Origin of the sequence: Pseudomonas sp. R45(2017), assembly GCF_002112305.1 — a bacterium.
GTDB lineage: Bacteria > Pseudomonadota > Gammaproteobacteria > Pseudomonadales > Pseudomonadaceae > Aquipseudomonas > Aquipseudomonas paraglycinae.
The window spans coordinates 75,630-97,575 of sequence record NZ_NEHH01000013.1 but is presented as its reverse complement, the minus strand read 5'-3'; the positions used below and the strand labels follow the sequence as shown (position 1 = coordinate 97,575).

The following is a 21,946-nucleotide window of genomic DNA, read 5'->3' as shown; positions in this document are numbered from 1 at the left end:
GGCCCTGAGCCGCTCCAAGCTGCGTCACTCCGCACGCCCGCCGGATATCTGCCTGCCCGTCTGATCGCGCCGCTAAAAACCGCGACAGCTCCCCCTCTTTTTTCGATATCCCTGCCAGGACGCCCGCGCCTTTTGCCGAGCTGCGTCCGGCCCGAATCTGCGCGCCTGTGCGGCGCCATCGTGAGTGATTGATTATGAAATTCGCAGCCATTGAAGACGCCCGTCACTTTCTCGAGCAAAACCCCGACATCGACATGATCGAGCTGTTCATCCTCGACGCCAACGGTGTGCCACGCGGCAAGCTGTTGCACCGCGAAGAACTGCTCGCCGTGTACGAAAGCGGCCGTCCGTTGCCGAGCACCATTCTCGGCCTGACGGTGCACGGCGAAGACGTGGAAAACTCCGGCCTGGTGTGGGACGTCGGCGATATCGACTGCCGCGCCTACCCGCTGGAAGGCAGTCTGGTGCGCTTGCCGTGGCGGCAGATTCCGACCGCTGCAGTGCAGGTCAGCATGCACCCGGAACAAGGCATGCCGGCGAGCATTGCCGACCCGCGTCACCTGTTGATCAAGGTCATCGACCGTTTGAAAGCCGAGGGATACCACCCGGTAATGGCCTGCGAGCTGGAGTTCTATCTGCTCGACGCCAAACGCGATCACAACGGTCGCCCGCAACCGGCGCTGGATGCCGACGGTGGTCGACCGAGACACACGCAGGTCTACGGGTTGCGTGAGCTGGAGCAGATCGAACCGTTCCTCGCCGACCTCTACAGCGCCTGCAAGCTGCACGGCATTCCGGCGCGCACGGCGATCTCGGAATACGCGCCGGGCCAGGTGGAAATTACCCTCGAACACGGCGATGCACTGGAGGCGATGGACCAGGCCGTGCGCTACAAACGACTGGTCAAAGCCGTGGCGCACAAGCACGGGATGCAGGCGACGTTCATGGCCAAGCCGTTCGATCACCTGGCTGGCACCGGCATGCACATGCACGTCAGTCTCGCCGATGCCGAGGGGCGCAATCTGTTTGCCTCCGAAGATCCGGCAGGCACCCCGCTGCTGCGCACGGCGATTGGCGGGATGCTCGCCTCGTTGCTCGATTCGCTGCTGCTGTTCTGCCCGAACGCCAACTCCTACCGGCGTTTTCAGGCCAACAGCTACGCGCCTCTGGCACCGACCTGGGGCGTCGACAACCGCACCGTCAGCCTGCGCGTTCCGGGCGGCCCGGCCAACACCCGACACATCGAACACCGCATCTGCGGCGCCGATGCCAACCCGTATCTGGCAGCGGCGGCGATCCTGGCGGGCATTCATCGCGGGATAAAAGAAGACATCGATCCGGGTGAGCCGGTGGAAGGCAACGGCTATGCGCAGGCAAAAGAATTGCTGCCGACCGACTGGCTGACCTCGCTCACGGCACTGGAAAATTCGGTGTGGGCACGGGACGCGCTGGGGCAGGAATTTCTCGGGGTGTATCTGGCGGTAAAACGCGCGGAATACCGGCAGTTCATGGCCGAAGTGGGTGAGCAGGACTGGCGCTGGTACCTGACCGAAGCCTGATCCTTTTTTCCTCTTTTTGCCTTGGATACTGAAATGACTGAACGCAGCAATTCCTACTACACCGCGACCCTCAACCGCGACACCGACTACCCGACCCTGCAAGGCCGGCACAAGGTCGATGTGGTGATCATCGGCGGCGGTTTCACCGGCGTTGCCACGGCCGTGGAACTGGCCGAAAAAGGCCTGAAAGTCGCCATCGTCGAAAGCCACAAGATCGGCTGGGGCGCCACCGGGCGCAATGGTGGGCAGGTCACCGGCAGCCTGTCCGGCGACGGTGCGATGCGCAAACAGATGCGCAACACCTTGGGCGATGAGGTCGATGATTTCATCTGGCACCTGCGCTGGCGCGGCCACGAAATCATCAAGCAGCGGGTCGAGAAATACGCCATCGATTGCGACCTCAAGCACGGCCACTTGCACGCCGCGTACAAGCCGAGCCACATGGCCGGTTTGCGCAGCGACTACGACGAAGCCGTGCGTCGCGGCATGGGTGATGAAGTCAGCCTGCTCGACCGCAGCCAGGTGCGCGACCTGTTGCAAAGCGATCTCTACCACGGCGCAATCAAGAACACCCGCAACATGCATTTGCACCCACTCAACCTGTGCATCGGCGAAGCGCGGGCGGCGGAAAGCCTCGGCGCGCTGATCTTCGAAAACAGTGAAGTGCTGGAGATCATTCACGGCGACAGCCCTGGCGTACGCACCGCACACGGCCAGATCGACGCCAATCAGGTGCTACTGGCGGGCGACGTCTATCACAAACTCGAACCAGGCCAACTCAAGGGCAAAATCTTCCCGGCCATGGGCGGCATCGTCACCACCGAACCGCTGGGGGATCTGGCCAAGCAGATCAACCCTGAAGACCTCGCCGTTTACGACTGCCGCTTCGTCCTCGATTACTACCGCCTCACCGCCGACGGCCGCCTGCTGTTCGGCGGCGGCGCCAACTACAGCGGCAAGGATTCACGGGACATCGCCGGCGAACTGCGGCCGTGCATCGAACAGACCTTCCCGGCGCTCAAAGGGGTGAAGATCGATTACCAGTGGAGCTGCGCGATGGGCATCGTCATCAACCGCATCCCGCAACTGGGCAAGCTTTCGGACAACGTCTGGTATTGCCAGGGCTACTCCGGCCACGGCATCGCCACGACCCACATCATGGGCGAGATCATGAGCCGGGCGATCACCGGGCAGATGCAGCAGTTCGACACGTTCGCCGCCTGCTCGCACATTCGCGTGCCGATGGGCGATCTGCTGGGGAATCCGATGCTGGCGGCCGGCATGTGGTACTACCAGATGCTGGAAAAACTGCGCTGATCGAACAGGCCCCATCACTGGCGATGGGGCCTTTTTTTGCCACAAATCCTCAGTCGGGCAACTGCTCCACCTCAATCCCCAACCGCCGATAATCCTCGACACTCCCCGACGCCACGTGCCGCTCGGTGATCAGCGTGTGCAAGCGCTCGCACGGCGCCACCACAAACGGCTCCACCGCGCCGAGCTTGTCCGCCGTGGTCACGGCAATCACCCGCGCCGCACAGTCGAGCAGCGCCTGCTTGACCGGCACCTCATCGAAATGCAGCGAGGTGATGCCCACCTCCGGATGAATCGCGCAGACCCCGGTGATCGCCAGATCCGCCTTGATCCCCGACAGCAGCCGCAGCGCCTCGTGACCGCCGGCGGCCATGGTTTTCGGATTGAGCTGCCCGCCCGCCAGAATCACCTTGATGCCCGGGTATTCGGATAGCGCGATCGCCGTCATCGGTGACGCCGTGACCGCCGTGAGGCTGATGTCCCTGGGCAACGAGCGCGCCACCTGCAACGAGGTGGAACCAGAGTCGAACATCACCGTTTGCCCATTCCGAATCTGCTGCGCCGCCAATTGCGCCAGACGAATCTTCACCTCGTCGATCTCGTCCAGCCGGGTGAAGTAATCCTTGCCGGTGTCCTTGGGCCTCGGCAGCGCGCCGCCGTGCACTCGCTGTACCAGCCCGGCGTTGTCCAGCTCGGCCAGATCGCGGCGGATGGTGTCTTCGGACACCGCAAAATGCTGGCTCAACTCGGACGCCATGACCTTGCCGTCACGTTCGAGGATCAGAAGGATTTTCTGCCGGCGCAGGGAGGGAAGCTCGGAAGCGGAATGATCGTGCATGGTTTTGCCTGTTTGTGCTTGTCGTTGCAGGTTTGGCGAGATTAGCCAAGCCGGTCGGTAAACACAACGCAGGTATCAATGGCTTCGATCATTGGAATCACGAAGCCGAATTTTTTCTTTTGACCCCACCCCGGCAGAATGGCCCCACTTTCAAAAGGACCAGGATGAACACCCCATGAACCTCAATTTCGCATTTGCCTGCATGGTCGTCGTATCGTTTGCCATCGCGCTCGGGCACGCCTGATCGAAGTCAGTGCTCAGTTGGCGGTCATTCCGCAACCACCCGCGCCTTGCGCACGAACAACGCATGAACCTTGTCCCAGAAATTGCCGCCCAGCACGAAAAAGCTGCCGACGAACATCAAGTCGCCCAGCGCCTGCATCTGCCAGAGGTTGGGCCGTACGCCCGGGAAGAAGTTGTCGAAATACGGTTCCAGAAAGGACGACAGCAGCGGCAGGCAGAACATCACCACGCCGATCTTGTGGCGCAGCGGGCTGACTTCGGCCACCGGGGTCGGAATCACGCCGGAAATATAGTGGCCGATCGTGCGCTTGAGTTCGGCGAACCCGGCCTTGCCCATCACCGCGATCACCAGCAGCAACAGCACTTTATTGCTGATGAACAGCACCCCGGTCAGCGCCGCGACTTTCGAGCCCGGCACGTCGAGGGCGGCGGCAATCGGCACCATCAGCCATGAACCGAGCATCAGGCAGATGATTGCCACGCCAACCTTGAAACGCCAGCTGGCGCTGGTGGGGGCAAGCGGTTCTTGAGCAGTGTCCATGGTTTCCTACCTTTTTATCCGGGGCGGGGTTCGGTGGCGTTCGCCTGAAAAAGCGTAGCAGCTGATTGCTTCGAACAACCCGCAATCTGCGGTCTATGCTCCAGTGACATTTCCCGCTGGGGCCTCCCGGTATGCCTGCAACGCCAGCCCTGCTGATCCGTCCCGGCCACCTGCTGCTGCTCGGTGCGCTGAGCCTTGGCGGCTGCCTGCGGCTGGGCCCGGATTTCCAGCCACCGGCCGAAGCCTGGAGCAAGCAGTGGCAAAGCCCGGCACTGGAGCAGGCCAGCGAACGCGGCACCGTGCCGGATCTGCGCCAGTGGTGGCAGGTGTTTGCCGACCCGATCCTCGACCGTTTGATCAGCGACGCCGAAGCCCGCAACAGCAGCCTGAAAATCGCCGGCCTGCGGGTGCTCGAAGCCCGTGCGCAACTGGGCATCGCCGACAGCGGTCGCTACCCGCAACTGCAACAGGCCAGCGCCGACAGCCTGTACATCGACCGCCACCAGTCCGGCGGCAGCAATCCGCAGGACTTGCACTTCTGGCAGCACAGCGCCGCGTTCGATGTCGGCTGGGAACTGGATTTCTGGGGGCGCTTCAGCCGTGCCATCGAGTCCGCCGACGCCAGCTACTTCGCCGCCCAAGCCAACTACGAAGACGCCCTCGTTCTATTACGCGCTCAAGTGGCTGACACCTACTTTGCCCTGCGCACCACCGAAGCCCGGCTACGGGTCGCTCGGGAAAACGCCGCCCAGCAAAAGCGCAACTTCGAGATCACCGAAAAACTCTTTCGCAGCGGCCAGACCGCCGAACTCGACCTGCAACAGGCCAGAACCCAATACCTCGGCACCCTGAGCAGCATTCCGGCGTTCGAAGATCAGTTGCTGCGCACCCGCAATGCGCTGGCGGTGCTGGTCGGCCAGCCGCCCGGTGGTGCGGCGTTCCTGGCTGAACAATCGGGGCTGATTCCGCTGGTGGATCGCGCCGTGTTGCAGGATGTCCCGGCCAACCTGCTGCTGCGCCGTCCCGATGTGCGCGCGGCGGAGCTGAACGTGGCCGCGCAATCGGCGCTGGTCGGCGTGGCGGAAACCGATCTGTATCCCTCGCTGACCCTGCTGGGCAGCATTGTCTGGTCCAGCGACACCCTCGGCGCCACCCCGCGCAGCTTCGACCTGATCGGCGGCCCGAGCCTGCGCTGGAACCTGTTCGACTACGGCCGCATCCACAACAACATCCGCGTGCAGGATGCGCGCTTGCAGCAACTGATCGAGGCCTATCGCGACAAAGTCCGCCAGGCTGCCCGCGAAGCCGACGACGCCGCCAGCGGCCTGACCAAAGCGCTGGAACGCGAGCGCATTCTCGGCGAGGCCGAAGGTGCGGCGCGGCGTTCGCTGGTGCTGGCCAACACCCAATACCGCGAAGGCTATTCGGACTTTCAGCGGGTGCTCGATGCCCAGCGCGCATTGCTGGAGCTACAGGACAACTATCTGGTCAGCCGCAGCAACGCCGTGAGCAACCTCATTGCTTTGTACCGCGCCGTCGGTGGCGGCTGGCAAAGCGCCGGGCCGCAGATTGATTCGGCGACCCGGCAGCAGATGCAGCAACGCACCGACTGGGGCGATCTGCTGAGCGCCCCGCCGCCCCAACCGACCTATCCGATTCCCTCGCAGGTAGACCGCCATGAGTGATGAAGCGCCGCCGGATCCGGCGAAAAAAGGCATCCGCTGGGTGCTGCTGGTGATTGTGCTGAGCTTGGTCTGGTATCTGCTGGCCGACCGTTTTACGCCCTACACCCAACAGGCGCGGGTCGGCGCATTCGTGATCCCGGTGGCAGCGGAAGTCGCGGGCCGGGTGAACAAGGTCAACGTGCGCAACAATCAGGACGTGCAGGCCGGCGACATCCTCTTCGAGCTCGATCCGCAGCCGCTGCAGATCGCCGTCGACCGGGCCCGCGCCGATCTGGAAAACACCCGGCGCACGGTCGGCGCCAGCACCGCCGGCATCGCGTCGGCTCAGGCATCGTTGCGTGCGGCGCAAGCCAATGAACTCAAAACGCGCCAGGACAATCGACGGCTTGAAGGCTTGTATAAAGAAGACCCAGGCACGGTGTCCGTACGGCTGCTGGAAGTGTCCCGGGCCAATCACGAGGCTGCCGTCAGCCAAGTCGCCGCCGCCCGGGCCGAAGTGCTGCGGGCGCAGGAGCAGGAAGGCGGCAACACCGACACCAACGCCAAACTGCTCAGCGCCGCCGCCACGCTGGCCAAGGCCGAACTCGATCTGGCCAATACCCGCATTGGTGCGCGTTCGGCGGGCCTGATCACCGACCTGCGCACCGACGTCGGCCAGTTCGCCGCTGTCGGCAGTCCGGTGATGACGCTGATCACGATCCAGGACGTGTGGGTCAGCGCCGACCTCACCGAGAACAACCTCGGCCGGATCAAGCCCGGCACGCCGGTGTCGATCATCCTCGACGCCCTGCCCGGCGAAGTGCTCGACGGCCGGGTGCGCAGCGTCGGTTATGGCGTCAGCGTCGGCCAGACGCCGCCGCCCGGCACCCTGCCGACGATCCAGAACAGCCGCGACTGGCTGCGTCCGGCGCAGCGTTTTCCGGTGATCATCGAGTTCAGCGAGGAGGCGAAAAAGCGTCTGTTCGAGAGTCGTTCGATTCGCGCTGGCGGGCAGGCGGAAGTCATGGCGTTTCCCAGTGAGGGCAATCTGCTCAATCCACTCGGGCGGGTGTTTGTCTGGTTGATGAGTTGGCTGAGCTATGCCTACTGAGCGGCCTATTGAACGCAGCGTCCCGGCGCAACGGGCCTTGCGCCTGGCCTGCGGCACGGCGTTGTGCACCGCCGCGAGTTACGGCCTCGCCTTGCCGCTGTCGTTTTTGTCGCCGGTGCTCGCGGTGTTGCTGCTGGCCAGTATGCCTCGACCGTTGCCGGTGAAAATGGCGCTGGTGCTGACGTTGGTCGCCGCATTCACCACCAGTCTCGGCCTGTTGCTGGTGCCTTTGCTGCGCTATTACCCGGTGTGCGGCGTGCTGCTGATCGGTGTCGGGCTGTTTCTGGTTTTCACCTACGGACTGCGCGGCGGCAACGTGCTGATCATGACGTTTCTGGTGATCGGCATGACCATGATTTCCGCCGCCGGTTTCGCCTCATTCGAGCTGGCGATGGCGGTGATCGGCGCGCTGGTCAAAGGCCTGTTGCTGGCCGTCATCATGGTCGGACTGAGCCACGTCCTGTTCCCGGAACCGGCCAACAGCCCCGCGCCACCACCTGCTCCCGCCCTGCCCGCCGAAGACGTACCCCGCGTGGCGATGCGCGCAACATTGATCGTGCTGCCGACCTTCCTGCTGGTGCTGATCGACCCGGCCAGCTACCTGCCGATCATCCTCAAAGCCGTCAGCCTCGGCCAGCAAAGCACCACCACCCGCACCCACCACGCCGGGCGCGAATTGCTCGGCTCGACCTTATTGGGCGGGCTGCTGGCGGTGCTGTTCTGGTGCGCGTTGAGCCTGTTCGTGCACCTGTGGATGTTCTTTCTGTGGATGCTGCTGTTCGGGCTGTTTCTGGCGCGCAAACTCTATCGGCTGCACCCGACGCAACTGACGCCGGGGTTCTGGCTCAACACTCTGATCACCATGATCATCCTGCTTGGCCAATCCGTTGAAGACAGCGCAGCGGGCAAGGACGTCTACACCGCGTTCGCGGCGCGCATGGGCTTGTTCATTCTGGTGACGCTCTACAGCGGCGTGATGATGCACCTGCTCGTCGCGCACCGGGAAAGCCGTCAGGGCGTGACCTGATAACCCCGCCCTTGCAGGCAACCGGTGTAGGCGCTTGAACTGGCCGAAGCATCGGTCCGCCGCTGCTCGCGCCGATCCTGCCGCTGCCGCGCACCGCCGACTACCGCACCGGCGGCAGCCGTGTCTTTGGCGCGGTTCTGGCGGTAATCCTGCTTGCGGTCATCGTCCACGGCTTCGTAAAACTCGTCGTGTTGACGGCCGCGCACTTCGGCGGCGGTGGCGCCGGCAGCGGCTCCCACTGCGGCGCCCTTCAACCGACCGCCGGCCTGGGGTGTCGACGTGGTTGAAGTGGACGCGATGGAATGGCAGTCGTTGATGTCGATCTGGGTTTGCTGGGAAGTCTGGCCCTTGAGCGGGACGACGGATTCAGCGCTGGCCTGTGTGGCGCACAGGCACGCTGCGATGAACAGTGAATGGCGGAACATGATGACCTCCGACGCGGCGGGGTTTGCCTGGGGGGCGGGGTAATCTGGGAGTGTAGTTCACGGGGGTTCACAACTCCGGGCGAACGCATCAATGGTTCATACCCCGCTTGTTGGGTACCATCCCGGCACGCCAATCTCTTTGTGTCCCCCATCCCGATGAATCTACTCAGCCGAATCATGGCTTTCGTGAAACCCGCAAGACGAAAGCTTTTTGCCGGTTACAGCGAGCAAGCGCTCAAGACCCGATTCGCCTCACCGTTACCAAGCGCCAGCCTGCCGAAACTATCGACGGTGGTATCTGTAGCAGCGTCCGGGATCAATGCTTATTACAGCTCCCTTCTGATGGTCGCCGATGACTTTTGCAAGTTTCAGCGACTGGTGGAATCACTTTTCCAAAAGATCGACGAGCGCAGATTCAAAGACCTGACCGTTTTTGAATACGAAGATGTCACGAAGCAGGAGCTGTTGATTTACTTCCCCTCCACCACCGAGTTCAACGCGCTGACCATTCGTATCTTGACCAACAGCGTCGAGTTTCTGAGTAGCCTTGGAAATCAGACCTTTTGCGTGCCTCCGCCCTGGATTGCCTTCGACGATTACCCCGCCTCGTGGTGGGGCGGCAATATGCAGGGCACGCAGGGTTTCTATAACGACAACTACTTTCTTCCGTATTTCATCCGACTCGGTGACGCTGAGAAACAAGCGTACTTTGCAAGATTCCAAGCCCCTACCGAGTGGATTGAACAGTTAGCGCTGATGTATGCCGACGGATGTTGAACCCTGAAGGTGGCTATCGAAGTCCCGGTCAGACGCCCTCCCACACCCGCCGAACCTGTACCAACAACGCCGGTGCAAAGTGCAACACCACCATTCGCGCCAGATGGTGAGTGAGGATAAACACCACATTCAGCCCGCCGGCGAACGCGACAATCGCGATGGTTTCGATTGCCCCCGGCATGTAGGCCAGCCACAGCGACAACGCATCGCTGCCCAGCAACCGTGCCGCCGCCAATGCAAAAACCGCCGCGACCAAAATCATCAAACCCACCGACACCAATGCCGTGCGACCATGACGTCCCAGTTCCGCGAGGCCAAGTCCCTGGAATCGCGAGCCGATCCGTACTCCGAGAATCAGCGCCGCCAGATTCAAACTCCAGTCCGGCATGTGAAAGCCCTGCAGCCATCCTGATTTCACGAACACGGCGGTGATGATTATTGCCGTCAACATGAACGGCGCAGGCACGCCAACGGCGAGCAGCAAACGCCCGACCACCACGCTCAAACCGATCACTGCCAGCACGGTCAACGCCATGCCCGTCGACAGCGGATCGACCTCGGCCACCGCAACTGGTGCCGTTCCGGGAATCAGCAAACTCACCAGCACCGTGATCAGCAGCAGGCGCATCAAGTGCACGATGATCACCTTGCTCGACGCTTGATGCGATTCCAGCAAATCGAACACCGCCGCCAGCGCCCCCGGATACACCGCCAGCAAGGCATCCGTGCGATTCCACCCCGCACCGCGCGACAGCCACCACGCGGCCAGCGCCACTTGCACTGCCAGGCACAACAGCAACACGCCGAGGCTCGGCAACATCGTCGAGACGGTCGCACTGTCCCACGCTTCAAACATCAACCCGGTAGCGATGCCCAGCGTGACCTGAATGTAGCCCAGGCCATAAGGCGTTGCCGGCACGATGCCGAATCTGGTGACTACAAGCGCGGTGACAAGGATCGAGCCCAACAGCAAACCGTGGGGCACGCCTTCGAATTGCAACAGTGCGCCGAAGCCGGCAGCAATCGCCAAACACAGAATGGATTTCATGGTCGCCTTCCTGGCTATTCAAGGTGCTTTTCAGTTAGGTCAGGCGCGCAGCCGTCCAATCGCCCGCCGATATTTTTCGATCCGCTCCAGATCCTCCCAGCTCGGCGAGGCAATCCGCGACAGGTCGCTGTTTTCTTCCAGATCCGCCAGTTTCACCACCCGCCCGATCGGGTTCTGCGCCGCCCGCTCGACGAAGTCTTCGTAGGATTCGCCGGGCACTTTGGTCACCGATTCGATGGCGGACAAAACGGATTCGCTGAAGCCTTCCTTGCGCAAATCCTCCAGGCTGATGCCGCAGTCCTCGACCACATCGTGCAGCACCGCAACGATGCGCTCTTCCAGGCTGTTCATGCGCAACATGACTTTCAGCGGATGCAAAATGTACGGCGCGCCGCCCTTGTCCACCTGCCCCGCGTGGGCCGTGGCGGCAATGGCGATGGCGCGTTCCAGAGTTTGAGTCATGGGCGTTTCCTCGGGTCAGACGCCGTACCGGCCGCCAATATAGAAGTGGCGCTTGAACCAGCGCCCAATCGCCTGCAAACGCCCAGTTGGCTGCGCCGGCTCGGCATAGCGCTGGAGAATCAGCGAGACCAGATCAGCCTGACTCTCCCCCGAATGCGCGTCCATCAATTCGGCCACCCAGGCACAACCGGACTTCTTCAAATGCTCACGCCATTCGCCGGGCCAGCCATCCAGCTCATCCAGCGCCAACCACCGCGCACCACCCTGCTCGACATGCCCGCCGCCAATCGATTGCTCGCAACAGAACGGCGTCGCCGGGCGGGACAGGTCGATGTTGAAGATGTAGATGTCATGGGTTTTGTGCTGCGGCGTGGGAGCGTTGTTGCGGCTGCCGATTTGAATCATGTGCACTGTTCCAATCCTTGGGTGCTAGGTGTGTCCGATTGTTTCTCACTCTGTGCGCCCGGCGCAAATCAAAATCCTGATGGAACCTCCCGCGCCCGCCCAACCTCGAAACCATAAGCGCCCCGCTCACGATCAAACACGGGGCCATGGGAGAGTTCCGCGATGAACATCCGACTGTTGCTCCTAATCGCCACCTTCAGCTTCATCCCCACCTGCGTCATGGCCGAGGGCTGCGACGTCAAGACCCGCTCCTCCAGCCCCTCGGTGCCCGCCGTCGAGACGCACAGCTGCTACGAATACGAAGGGATGCCGGTCAACGCCATCGACTGGTCATGCAGCAACGAAAGCAAGGACATGCTCAATAGCAGCAAAACCAAGGTCGAACACTGCGCCGACCACTATCAAGCCTCGTGTATCGCCACCCTCACCCAGGAATCCCTGGCCAACCCGCACTCCACCAGCAAGGACAAAAACGCCAAGGCCCTGAACATTCCGGACAGCGCGCAAGTGACCACCTATTACTACGACGTGGAGCATCTGGCGCAGGCGCGGATTGATTGCGAGAACGGGGGTGGGCATTGGAAGGCGAAATAGCAGCGTTCAAGCGCGCATGAGGGACACCGATGGGTGTCCCTTTTGGTTCTAGATGGCGGGTGGATTCAGCGTTTCATGGCCTCACACTGACTGCGCAGATCATGATCGCCAATTGACGAACAACTACTGCCCTTCTTCGCTTCACAAAACGCCCGCTGGTCATGATCACCAATGCTTGAACATGAACTGCCTTTCTCCGCTTCACAGGCCGCGCGCAGGTCGTGATCGCCGATGGAAGAACAACTGCTGCCCTTTTTGGCTTCGCAATAAGCGCGCTGGTCATGGTCGCCAATGCTTGAGCACGAACTGCCTTTCTCAGCTTCGCAGGCCGAACGCAAATCGTGGGCGCCGATGGAAGAACAACTGCTGCCTTCCTCCCTGGCCTGGCAGTAACTGCGTTTGTCGTGATCACTGATGCTGGAGCAACTGGCGGAAACGTAACCGCTGAACAGCAACAACATCGCAAGAATCAGTTTCATCTCACACTTCCTTGGGCTTGCCGGAAAACAGCCGGCACTGGGTGACGCAATCAAAACCAGATCAGCGCTTCATGGCCTCACACCGCGCACGCAAATCATGGTTGTCGATATTCCCGCAACTACTGCCGCCCGTGGTGGCATTGCAGTAGGCACGCTGGTCATGATCATCGATGTTGCCGCAGGAACTGCCACCCTGCTCCGCGTTGCACCGCGCACGCAGGTCATGATCATCGATGTTGCCGCAACTGCTGCCGCTCTTTTTGGCATTGCAATAGGCGCGCTGGTCATGGTCGTCAATGTTGCCGCAGGAACTGCCGCCCTGCTCCGCGTTACACGCCGCCCGCAGGTCGTGATTATCGATGTTGCCGCAACTGCTGCCGCTCTCCCTTGCATTGCAATAGGCACGCTGATCGTGGTCATCAATGTTGCCGCAACTGGCAAAGCTGTAGCCGCTGAACATCAACAACATTGCGAGTAATAGTCTCATCACACACTTCCATGGTTGACCAGGAACCAGCCTGGCACTGCTTGAGCCGATGAATGAGCGTCGCGACACGCCATCAAATTGACATCGGTTTTGAGGAAAGTTCCGGGGCTGGAATGTGTGATGATTTTTTGATCTGAAAACGGCGTAGGAAATTACCCTGCGTGGTGAGGGAGCTTTTTCTTGCGGGGCTGCGAAGAGGGCCGAAACCTGGCAAGTCATTTTCCCCTGATACTCCGCAGCCTTTGATTTACGCCAGTTACGCCGCCGAACGCGAGCGAACTCTATGGCCAGACGTGGTGATTCCACGTCCTACAGGCTGATTGCGACAGCAGGGAGCGGTGCCTAGAGTGGGTCTGTCGCCGAACGAATTTGGCGATAGGGTTTCGCAGCCCTTAAGATTGATACCCTGTTCCGTCTGGCACGGCCGACTCCCGGCTGCGCAAATTTTATGGCAGTTGTGCGTGGGAGACCTTCGGGTCTGCCGGATCTTGGTGTTAGTCCTCCGGTCTGCGAACCCGCGCATAGCTGCCACCCATTTTGTTTCGCAGCAGAACGGTGGCAATTCTTCTCATTAAAGGATTAGCACCATGGCGAACAAAAAACCGCTCTACTACTGCGCTGACATGTCCTATCCGGCTTCGGATCACCCTGTCCTGCTGATTAATGCCGAAGCCCCCTTAAGTGACCTACATGCCTGCGCATCCGAACGCCTTGAGGCAGCCCTCAAGTATCTGGATCTCATGGCGTGCACTAGCCTCCCCGACCATTCCGAACACGACATCAGCACCATCACCACGATCGCGAGGATCCTGGTGCAGGACGTTAGGGATGTATTTCGGGTAATTGGGCAACGAGCAATTGAATTCTGACCCAAGCGCTCTGCCCCCCCCCTTTGAAACCATAAAAAACCGCGATACCGCGGTTTTTTAGTCCCTTGGATGGGTCGGAGTAAAAACTCAGTCGCAAAGTCGGCTGAGCCTCCGCCGGCTATCGACTTTGGTCTCAGCGTCTTCCACTGACAAAAACTTAGTGGCACTCTGACATCCAGCAATTGATCGGTGTACTGAGGATCTTCGATCCTGATCAGCGACAATCACGGCAACAGTGGACTAGGGAAGGATATCTCCATGAAAAAACTGCTCTTCATTCTCACACTCTTCAGTTCATTCTCTTGCACCGCCGCGACAATTCTCAATCCGATGGATTTCGACGGTTCAGAAGCACAGAAACAACAGGTCATTGATTCCATCACCGCAACGGTGAGGAAGGATTACTGCGAAAAAATCGACATGTGTCAGGAAAGCACTCTTCGCATGATGGAAAAGAAGAATCTTGACTCCTTCAAAGAAGCGACTAAAGCCACAGATCGAAAAATAATGAACGCAGTGATTCATGACTACTGCGAGAAAATTGACATGTGTAATTACAGCACTATACGGATGATGTATAAGAAAAATTTTGAAGCCAAGAACAAAAGCCTTACATGGTAGTTAAAGTAAGAACTTAAAGGTGACAGACCTATAAAACCCCACATAAATAAATCCGTCACCTTTTCTGGTCACTTTTTCTGAAGCACCTCAATAACTCATCACCAAACTGATAAACCATGAAAAAGAAAACAAGAAACAAAAATCAAAGATGACAGACTCGTAAAAAAATCTGTCACCTTTTTGCCATTTTCACTCCTCGGGAAAGGATACCTTTAAGTCAATGTCAAACCACATACAACTAAATAGCGACTTCATAACAACCATTGAAGAAGTAAAATTTTTATTTAAAATAACTGGATTTTTTGCCAATCTCATTGACAGAAATGAACGCCAGGGAATTTTTCGAACAATCAATTCAACAAAAAGCGTTGAAATAGGCCGACTACAACGAGAGCTAATTCTGCTCGATGAGCAAATTGGATATTATTACCCTTACCCTCGACATGAAAGATTACGCAGACACGAGGAACCACGACTACGCTCAGAAATATGGAAGTGGCTTTCTTATGACAAAATCGAGGAAATAATCCCCATATACGACGACTATATCGCACTCGCGACGCAGGGCTGGATAATCCAGCCTCATCACATCCCGAATATAATAGATCTAATATGCGTACCAAAATCGTCAAATGGGTTAGACATCGAGAATCACGAATTCGGATATCACTTCCACTATGGAAAAATTCAAAAAGACAAACTGATACGCAGTGATCTACTATTGACTTTCAAACCCACCCCGGAAGCTGGCGAACAAAACCCAAACTATCCACACCTTTACGCTGAAAGCCATGGCAGCGGTTATAGACTAAACATGGAAGTAATAGGAAACAACAAAAGAAAACCAATTTATCTCGTATGCCAGCAGGAGCTCACAAAAAAGAACAGAAGGGATTTCAAAACCCCAGGTAGCAAATCATCAGTCTTTTATAGAAATACTTGAAAGGCGACAGCTACGAAGACTCCCAGCCTATATTTTTCCGCTACTCCAAAAAACAAATCAATCAATCGAGACCAAAAACCAAACGCTTTCTAAAGATCCGGAATTCACTGAATACATCCGACAATCAGAAGAGAGCATTTAAATTTCCCAACAACCGAAGAATAGAAGGTGCGCAAGTAACGCAGTTCTGCGCACCTTTAAAATAGTTCGACAACCTCAAAAATTCGCCGGCGTATTCGCACTAATAATCTCCGCCTCATCCGCCCCAATATTCCGAAACTTGTGCGGCAGCGTCGTCGGAAAATAATACCCATCCCCCGCACTCAACACGCTCACCTGCCCATCCACCGTCAACTCGACCGTGCCACGGGTCACCAACCCACACTCCTCACCTTCCGCGTGAACAATCGGCTCTTCCCCGGAACTCGCGCCCGGCGCGTATTGCTCGCGCAGCAAGCGCATCTGGCGGCTGGGGACCGAGGCGCCGATCAGCAGCAGGCGCAGGCCGTGGCGGCCGAGGTCGGGTTGTTCGTTGGCGCGGAAGACGTATTGGTGTTCGCGGGGGGGCTGGTCGAAGGTGAAGAAGTCGGCCAGGGACATCGGGATGCCTTCGAGCAGCTTTTTCAGTGAGCTGACGGAAGGACTGACACGATTCTGTTCGATCAGGGAGATGGTGGCATTGGTCACGCCGCTACGCCGGGCCAGCTCGCGCTGGGAGAGTTTGTAGCTTTCGCGTACTAGTTTGAGTCGAGAACCCGTATCCATGACAGCCTTATGTGAGAACGACTTAAGGGTAATGGGGGTGGGTGGCGGGTGCCGCGCAGGTCGCGCGGATCACGTTGCTCCCGTGTCCCGGAACCGTGAAAGGCGGCTATTAAATCACGTTTGCTGGTGTTGCTCAGCAGGTTCGATGGACGGCACATGAAAAAGCCGGCGGCGCCCTTTTTGGGGGCGGCGCCGGCGAGGTTAATCAGATGCCGAAACGGTCACGCAGCGAGTAGTACAAGGCGCCGAGGGCGGTCAGTGGCGCGGAGAAGGTGCGGCCGCCGAGCATCGGCATGTGTGGCAGGGAGGCGAAGGCGTCGAAGCGCTCGGCGTCGCCACGGATCATTTCCGAGATCAGTTTGCCGGCCAGGTGCGAGCACGTGACGCCGTGGCCGCTGTAGCCCTGCATGTAGTAGGCGTTTTTCTCGATGCGGCCGAATTGCGGCATGCGTGACATGGTCAGCAGGAAGTTGCCGGTCCAGCGGTAGTCGATTTTCACGTCCTTGAGCTGCGGGAAGGTCTTGAGGATCTTCGGGCGGATCAGGGTTTCGATGTCGTCCGGTTCACGGGCGCCGTAGACCACGCCGCCGCCGTAGAGCAGACGGTTGTCGGCGGTCAGACGGTAGTAGTCGAGCAGGTAGTTGCAATCTTCGACGCAGTAGTTGTTGGTGATCAGGCTGCGCGCCTGTTTCTCGGTCAACGGTTCGGTGACGCAGATCTGCGAGCCGCACGGCATGCTCTTGGCGGTCACGCGGTTGTCGAGGCCTTGCGGCAGGTAGGCGTTGCCGGCGATCAGCAGGTACTTGGCGCGGACCTGGCCTTTGGCGGTGCGCACGACGTTGGGCTCGCCGTATTTGATTTCGACGGCAGCGGACTGCTCGTAGATCTTGCCGCCCAGACGCACGATGGCCGCGGCTTCACCGAGTGCCAGGTTCAGCGGGTGAATGTGGCCGCCCTGCATGTCCAGCAGACCACCGACGTAGGCGTCGGAGCCGACTTCGCGGCGGATGTCCGCAGCGTCGAGCATTTTCAGGTTTTTATTGCCGTAACGTTCCCAGCTACGTTTTTGTTCGGCCAGGCCGTTCAATTGTTTCTTGTTCATCGCTGCGAAGATGCCGCCCGGGCGGTAGTCGCATTTGATGTCGTATTCCTTGATGCGCGAACGGATGATGTCGGCGCCTTCGAAGATCATGCTGCCGAGGATTTCGGCGGTCTTGTCGCCGTAGCGCTCTTCGATCACGTCGACGTCGCGGCTGTAAGAATTGACCAGTTGACCGCCGTTGCGACCGCTGGCGCCGTAGCCGACTTTCGCCGCTTCCAGCACCGTCACCTTGTAGCCGGCTTCGCTCAGGAACAGTGCCGAGGACAGGCCGGTGTAGCCGGCGCCGATGATGCAGACATCGCACTCCACCGACTCTTCGAGGACCGGGAAATCGATCACTTCGTTGCGGGTGGCGGCGTAGTAGCTGTTCACGTGTTGTTGTTTCATTTTTTTATTCTCCGAGGGTCGCCGGTTGCAGGCGACCACCGCTGTAAAAGAGTCAGAGCTTGATCCAGGTCGCTTTCAGCTCGGTGTACTTGTCGAACGCGTGCAGCGATTTGTCGCGACCGTTGCCCGACTGCTTGAAGCCACCGAACGGTGCGGTCATGTCGCCGCCGTCATACTGGTTGACCCACACGCTGCCGGCGCGCAGGCCACGGGCGAAGGTGTGGGCCTTGCTCAGATTGCTGGTCCAGACCCCGGCGGCGAGGCCGAAGATGCTGTCGTTGGCGATGTGCAGCGCTTCTTCAACGGTGTCGAAGGTGATCAGCGACAGCACCGGGCCGAAGATTTCTTCCTTGGCGATGGTCATCGCGTTGGTCACGCCGTCAAAAATCGTCGGCTCGATGTAGGTGCCGCCGGTTTCTTCGAGGGTGCGCTGACCGCCGGCGATCAGCTCGGCACCCTGCTCCCGGCCGATGCTGATGTAGCGCAGCACGTTGTCCAGTTGACGCTGATCGACCACGGCGCCGACGGTGGTCGCCGGATCGAGGGCGTGGCCCGGTTTCCACGCTTGCAGCGCTTCCACCAGCAGCGGGATGAATTGCTCGCGGATTGAACGCTCCACCAGCAGGCGCGAGCCGGCGGTGCAGACTTCGCCCTGGTTGAACGCAATGGCGCCGGCCGCCGCTTGTGCTGCCGCGCGCAAGTCCGGTGCGTCGGCAAACACCACGTTCGGGCTCTTGCCCCCCGCTTCGAGCCAGACGCGTTTCATGTTGCTTTGGCCGGCATAAATCATCAGTTGCTTGGCAATCGCCGTGGAGCCGGTGAAGGCCAGCACGTCGACGTCCATGTGCAACGCCAACGCCTTGCCGACGGTATGGCCGAAGCCTGGCAAGACGTTGAACACGCCTTTCGGAATGCCGGCATCCAGCGCCAGTTGCGCGATGCGGATCGCGGTCAGCGGGGATTTTTCCGAAGGTTTGAGGATGAACGAGTTACCCGCCGCCAATGCCGGGGCAAATTTCCAGCTGGCCATGATCAGCGGGAAGTTCCACGGCACGATCGCAGCAACTACGCCGGACGGCTCGCGAGTGACCAGACCGAGTTGATCGTGCGGGGTGGCGGCGACTTCGTCGTAGATCTTGTCGATCGCTTCGGCGCTCCAGCGGATCGCGTTGGCGGTCGCCGGGATGTCGATGCTCATCGAGTCGCTGATCGGTTTGCCCATGTCGAGGGTTTCGAGCAGCGCCAGTTCTTCCTGGTGTTGCAGGATCAGATCGGCGAAGCGAATCAGGATGCGCTTGCGCTCGGCCGGGGCCTTGTTCGCCCACACGCCGGAGTTGAAGGATTGGCGCGCGGCTTCGACGGCGAGGTTGGCGTCGGCTTCATCGGTGCTGGCGACAGAGGCCAGGAAACGGCCGTCTACGGGGCTCAGGCATTCGAAGGTGTCGCCGCTGATGGCCGGACGGTATTCGCCATTGATGAAGGCGCGGGATTCGAGGGTCAGGGACTGGAAGCGTTGTTCCCAGTCGTTGCGGGTCGTTGTCATGGTGGTGGCTCGACGCGGGGGAATTTGGGGTGTCTGGTGTGTGTGTTCGGCTTGAGATGGCTGCCCTCACCCTAGCCCTCTCCCGGGGGGAGAGGGGAACGACCGGGGGATGCTGGAGAGCTCCGCCGACCTGAAACATCTCTTCCGAATCCATAATCGACTGGATCGGTCAGGTCGCTGGAAATCCCGAGACAACTCGGTCAGTCCCCTCTCCCTCGGGGAGAGGGTTAGGGTGAGGTGCTTTTCAGAATCACACCGTATGCAGATACCAGTTGTACTCAAGGTCAGAGATCGAGTTCTCGAACTCGGCCAGCTCGCTTTCCTTGCACGCGACGAACACGTCGATGTACATCGGATCGATGTAGCGGGCCATGACTTCGCTGTCGTCAAGCTCACGCAGGGCGTCGCGCAGGTTGTTCGGCAGGCTCTGTTCGTTCTGCTCGTAGCTGTTGCCTTCGACCGGGGCGCCCGGCTCGATTTCGTTGGTCAGGCCGTGGTGAATACCGGCCAGCACGGAAGCCATCAGCAGGTACGGGTTGGCGTCAGCACCGGCTACGCGATGCTCGATGCGCACGGCGTCCGGCGAACCGGTCGGCACGCGGACGGCCACGGTGCGATTGTCAATGCCCCAGCTCGGCGAATTCGGCACGTAGAACTGCGCGCCGAAGCGGCGGTAGGAGTTGACGTTCGGGCACAGGAAAGCCATTTGCGCAGGCAGGGTCTCCAGCACACCGCCGATCGCGTGGCGTAGCGCGGCGTTCTGCTCGGGATCCTCGCTGGCGAAGATGTTGTTGCCTTCTTTGTCCAGGATCGAAATGTGCACGTGCAGACCGTTGCCCGCCTGGCCCGGATACGGCTTGGCCATGAAGGTGGTGTCCATCTCGTGGTCGTAGGCGATGTTCTTCACCAGACGCTTGAGCAGGACGGCGTAGTCGCACGCCTTGATCGGGTCGGAGACGTGGTGCAGGTTGACTTCGAACTGCGCAGGGGCGCTTTCCTTGACGATGGCGTCGGCAGGAATGCCCTGCTCTTTCGCGCCTTCGAGGATGTCTTGCAGGCAGTCGACGTATTCGTCGAGGTCGTCGATCAGATAAACCTGGGTCGACACCGGACGCTTGCCCGACACTGGCGAACGCGGCGATTGCGGACGGCCGTTCACGTTGTCCTGGTCGATCAGGTAGAACTCGAGTTCGAACGCGGCGCAGATGGTCAGGCCCAATGCGTCGAACTTGCGCACCACGTTGGCCAACACTTCACGCGGGTCGGCGAAGAATGGCTCACCTTCCAGTTCGTGCATGGTCATCAGCAGTTGTGCGGTCGGACGCTTCTGCCAAGGCTCGATGCTCAGGGTGCCGGGGATCGGGTAGCAGATACGGTCGGCGTCGCCGATGTCCAGGCCCAGGCCGGTGCTTTCCACCGTGGAGCCGTTGATGTCGAGGGCGAAAAGCGAGGCCGGCAGGTTGATGCCTTTCTCGTAAACCTTGTGAAGACTGGTGCGCTCGATGCGCTTGCCGCGCACCACACCGTTCATGTCTGCAATCAGAAGGTCGACGTACAAAACCTCAGGATGTTTCTTAAGGAATGCGTTTGCTTCGTTGAGTTGAACGGCACGCAGAGGGACCGACATGATGCACCTATTTAGCTGTTAATTATTATGTTCACTGCTGTTTCGCGGAGCCAGTCAACCCGAATGGCAAAGTGAAGTCAATAGCGAACACAGGGCCGCTCAGCGTTTATTTTTCGGGCTTTTTTTAACACTCTCGTGCCAAAGCAGGCGCCAGAGCCCCGGTCTTGATGAAGATTTGATGAACGGCGTTTAGAATTTTTTACATGGGAGTTGTTAATTAAAATCAACGAGGCTAAGCTCCGGAAAAGCTCGTTCAAGTGTCAAACTTCGAGGTGAATAAAAATGGCATTCAAGCCATTGATCGGCGTTACAGCGTGCGTCAAACAGATTGGCCTGCACCCCTATCACATCAGCGGCGACAAGTACGTTCGCGCTGTCAGCGTTGCGGCGCTGGGGTTGCCCGTCGTCATTCCTTCCCTTGGCAAACTGACTGAAATCGAAGACCTGTTGGGTCAGCTCGACGGTCTGTTGCTGACCGGCTCGCCGTCCAACGTGGAACCCTTCCACTATCAGGGCCCGGACAGCGCTCCCGGCACGGATCACGATCCGGCGCGGGATGCCACTACCCTTCCTCTATTGCGTGCAGCCATCGCGGCGGGCGTTCCGGTACTCGGCATCTGCCGGGGTTTCCAGGAAATGAACGTGGCGTTCGGCGGCAGCCTGCACCAGAAAGTGCATGAGCTGCCGGGCATGCTCGATCACCGCGAAGCCGACAGCCCGGACGTCGCCGTGCAGTACGCCCCGGCCCATGCCGTAACGGTGCTGGCCGGTGGCGTGTTCGAAGCGCTGGAGCTGCCGGGTGAATTCCAGGTCAACTCGATTCACAGTCAGGGCATCGACCGCCTCGCTCCCGGCCTGCGCGCCGAAGCCGTGGCGCCGGATGGCCTGATCGAGGCGGTCTCGGTGGAGCACAGCCCGACCTTCGCCCTCGGCGTGCAATGGCACCCGGAATGGCAAGTGCTGGACAACCCGAACTACCTGCGGATTTTCCAGGCGTTCGGCGAGGCTTGCCGCCAGCGTGCGGCGCGACGCAACCAGCGCTGACGCCACCCAACGATTGCAAAACCATTTACTGCCCCCGCGGGGTCGGCGGCTGCGCGCTTGCGCATCCGTCA

General features: G+C 59.8%; 23 protein-coding genes. 11 read left to right on the top strand and 12 right to left on the bottom strand.

Going from position 1 to position 21,946, the window contains the following annotated elements:
• Positions 1 to 194 precede the first annotated feature (194 nt).
• Positions 195 to 1,559 carry a glutamine synthetase family protein gene (locus CAF74_RS26455; protein WP_064595435.1) on the top strand — a complete coding sequence of 455 codons (1,365 nt, stop codon included), beginning with the start codon at positions 195 to 197 and terminating at the stop codon, positions 1,557 to 1,559.
• Positions 1,560 to 1,592: 33 nt separating this feature from the next.
• Positions 1,593 to 2,876, top strand: a complete 1,284-nt coding sequence (locus CAF74_RS26450; protein ID WP_085748296.1) for an FAD-binding oxidoreductase — start codon at positions 1,593 to 1,595, stop codon at positions 2,874 to 2,876.
• A gap of 49 nt (positions 2,877 to 2,925) precedes the next feature.
• On the opposite strand, the gene CAF74_RS26445 is transcribed toward CAF74_RS26450, so the two are convergent.
• A complete protein-coding gene (locus CAF74_RS26445) occupies positions 2,926 to 3,711 on the bottom strand; it encodes a DeoR/GlpR family DNA-binding transcription regulator (protein WP_085748295.1) in 786 nt (261 codons plus the stop codon).
• 268 nt (positions 3,712 to 3,979) lie between these two features.
• On the bottom strand, positions 3,980 to 4,495 hold the full coding sequence (locus CAF74_RS26440) for a transporter suffix domain-containing protein (RefSeq protein WP_085748294.1): 516 nt from the start codon (positions 4,493 to 4,495) through the stop codon (positions 3,980 to 3,982).
• A 131-nt stretch (positions 4,496 to 4,626) separates the two neighbouring features.
• On the opposite strand from CAF74_RS26440, the gene CAF74_RS26435 reads away from it, so the two are divergent.
• Genes CAF74_RS26435 through CAF74_RS26425 form a run of 3 tightly spaced genes read left to right on the top strand, consistent with a single transcriptional unit; the run spans position 4,627 to position 8,297 of the window.
• Positions 4,627 to 6,180, top strand: a complete 1,554-nt coding sequence (locus CAF74_RS26435) for an efflux transporter outer membrane subunit (protein ID WP_085748293.1) — start codon at positions 4,627 to 4,629, stop codon at positions 6,178 to 6,180.
• Positions 6,173 to 7,270 (top strand): HlyD family secretion protein, encoded by a 1,098-nt coding sequence (locus CAF74_RS26430; RefSeq protein WP_085748292.1) that lies wholly within the window; start codon positions 6,173 to 6,175, stop codon positions 7,268 to 7,270. The genes CAF74_RS26435 and CAF74_RS26430 overlap by 8 nt, the downstream gene beginning before the upstream one ends.
• On the top strand, positions 7,260 to 8,297 hold the full coding sequence (locus CAF74_RS26425; protein ID WP_085748291.1) for a DUF2955 domain-containing protein: 1,038 nt from the start codon (positions 7,260 to 7,262) through the stop codon (positions 8,295 to 8,297). Before CAF74_RS26430 ends, CAF74_RS26425 begins: the two co-directional genes overlap by 11 nt.
• Here CAF74_RS26425 and CAF74_RS26420 read toward each other — a convergent pair.
• Positions 8,282 to 8,722 carry a YMGG-like glycine zipper-containing protein gene (locus tag CAF74_RS26420; protein WP_085748290.1) on the bottom strand — a complete coding sequence of 147 codons (441 nt, stop codon included), beginning with the start codon at positions 8,720 to 8,722 and terminating at the stop codon, positions 8,282 to 8,284. The two genes, CAF74_RS26425 and CAF74_RS26420, sit on opposite strands and share 16 nt — an antisense overlap.
• Positions 8,723 to 8,899: 177 nt before the next feature.
• Between CAF74_RS26420 and CAF74_RS26415 the strand changes: the two genes are divergently transcribed.
• Positions 8,900 to 9,499, top strand: a complete 600-nt coding sequence (locus tag CAF74_RS26415; RefSeq protein WP_240866223.1) for a hypothetical protein — start codon at positions 8,900 to 8,902, stop codon at positions 9,497 to 9,499.
• Between the two features lie 28 nt (positions 9,500 to 9,527).
• On the opposite strand, the gene CAF74_RS26410 is transcribed toward CAF74_RS26415, so the two are convergent.
• Genes CAF74_RS26410 through CAF74_RS26400 form a run of 3 tightly spaced genes read right to left on the bottom strand, consistent with a single transcriptional unit; the run spans position 9,528 to position 11,414 of the window.
• Positions 9,528 to 10,547 (bottom strand): AbrB family transcriptional regulator, encoded by a 1,020-nt coding sequence (locus tag CAF74_RS26410; RefSeq protein WP_085748289.1) that lies wholly within the window; start codon positions 10,545 to 10,547, stop codon positions 9,528 to 9,530.
• Between the two features lie 39 nt (positions 10,548 to 10,586).
• The gene (locus CAF74_RS26405) at positions 10,587 to 11,009 is read right to left on the bottom strand and encodes an HD domain-containing protein (protein ID WP_085748288.1); all 423 of its coding nucleotides are present in this window, start codon (positions 11,007 to 11,009) and stop codon (positions 10,587 to 10,589) included.
• 15 nt (positions 11,010 to 11,024) lie between these two features.
• Positions 11,025 to 11,414 carry a hypothetical protein gene (locus CAF74_RS26400; RefSeq protein WP_085748287.1) on the bottom strand — a complete coding sequence of 130 codons (390 nt, stop codon included), beginning with the start codon at positions 11,412 to 11,414 and terminating at the stop codon, positions 11,025 to 11,027.
• A 162-nt stretch (positions 11,415 to 11,576) separates the two neighbouring features.
• On the opposite strand from CAF74_RS26400, the gene CAF74_RS26395 reads away from it, so the two are divergent.
• Positions 11,577 to 12,008 carry a hypothetical protein gene (locus CAF74_RS26395; protein WP_085748286.1) on the top strand — a complete coding sequence of 144 codons (432 nt, stop codon included), beginning with the start codon at positions 11,577 to 11,579 and terminating at the stop codon, positions 12,006 to 12,008.
• Between the two features lie 65 nt (positions 12,009 to 12,073).
• On the opposite strand, the gene CAF74_RS26390 is transcribed toward CAF74_RS26395, so the two are convergent.
• Positions 12,074 to 12,487: a hypothetical protein gene (locus CAF74_RS26390; protein WP_085748285.1), complete on the bottom strand. Its 414-nt coding sequence runs from the start codon at positions 12,485 to 12,487 to the stop codon at positions 12,074 to 12,076.
• Between the two features lie 61 nt (positions 12,488 to 12,548).
• Positions 12,549 to 12,974, bottom strand: a complete 426-nt coding sequence (locus tag CAF74_RS29470; RefSeq protein ID WP_085613026.1) for a hypothetical protein — start codon at positions 12,972 to 12,974, stop codon at positions 12,549 to 12,551.
• A gap of 587 nt (positions 12,975 to 13,561) precedes the next feature.
• Here CAF74_RS29470 and CAF74_RS26380 point away from each other — a divergent pair.
• The 3 genes from CAF74_RS26380 to CAF74_RS29130 all read left to right on the top strand — a co-directional run bounded on the left by CAF74_RS26380 (position 13,562) and on the right by CAF74_RS29130 (position 15,407).
• A complete protein-coding gene (locus CAF74_RS26380; RefSeq protein WP_085748284.1) occupies positions 13,562 to 13,843 on the top strand; it encodes a fructose-bisphosphate aldolase in 282 nt (93 codons plus the stop codon).
• Positions 13,844 to 14,101: 258 nt separating this feature from the next.
• Positions 14,102 to 14,464: a hypothetical protein gene (locus CAF74_RS26375; protein ID WP_085748283.1), complete on the top strand. Its 363-nt coding sequence runs from the start codon at positions 14,102 to 14,104 to the stop codon at positions 14,462 to 14,464.
• 220 nt (positions 14,465 to 14,684) lie between these two features.
• Positions 14,685 to 15,407: a hypothetical protein gene (locus CAF74_RS29130; protein WP_139832935.1), complete on the top strand. Its 723-nt coding sequence runs from the start codon at positions 14,685 to 14,687 to the stop codon at positions 15,405 to 15,407.
• A 216-nt stretch (positions 15,408 to 15,623) separates the two neighbouring features.
• On the opposite strand, the gene CAF74_RS26370 is transcribed toward CAF74_RS29130, so the two are convergent.
• The 4 genes from CAF74_RS26370 to CAF74_RS26355 form a co-directional block, all read right to left on the bottom strand.
• A complete protein-coding gene (locus CAF74_RS26370) occupies positions 15,624 to 16,172 on the bottom strand; it encodes a cupin domain-containing protein (protein ID WP_011333561.1) in 549 nt (182 codons plus the stop codon).
• A gap of 205 nt (positions 16,173 to 16,377) precedes the next feature.
• Positions 16,378 to 17,661, bottom strand: a complete 1,284-nt coding sequence (locus tag CAF74_RS26365) for an FAD-binding oxidoreductase (RefSeq protein ID WP_085748282.1) — start codon at positions 17,659 to 17,661, stop codon at positions 16,378 to 16,380.
• 52 nt (positions 17,662 to 17,713) lie between these two features.
• Entirely contained in the window at positions 17,714 to 19,204 is a 1,491-nt protein-coding gene (locus tag CAF74_RS26360; RefSeq protein ID WP_085748281.1) for an aldehyde dehydrogenase, read from the bottom strand.
• 250 nt (positions 19,205 to 19,454) lie between these two features.
• Complete coding sequence (locus CAF74_RS26355; protein WP_011333558.1) at positions 19,455 to 20,831, bottom strand: glutamine synthetase family protein; 1,377 nt, start codon at positions 20,829 to 20,831, stop codon at positions 19,455 to 19,457.
• Between the two features lie 282 nt (positions 20,832 to 21,113).
• Between CAF74_RS26355 and CAF74_RS26350 the strand changes: the two genes are divergently transcribed.
• Positions 21,114 to 21,875, top strand: a complete 762-nt coding sequence (locus CAF74_RS26350; RefSeq protein ID WP_007957108.1) for a gamma-glutamyl-gamma-aminobutyrate hydrolase family protein — start codon at positions 21,114 to 21,116, stop codon at positions 21,873 to 21,875.
• The last annotated feature ends 71 nt before the right edge of the window (positions 21,876 to 21,946 follow it).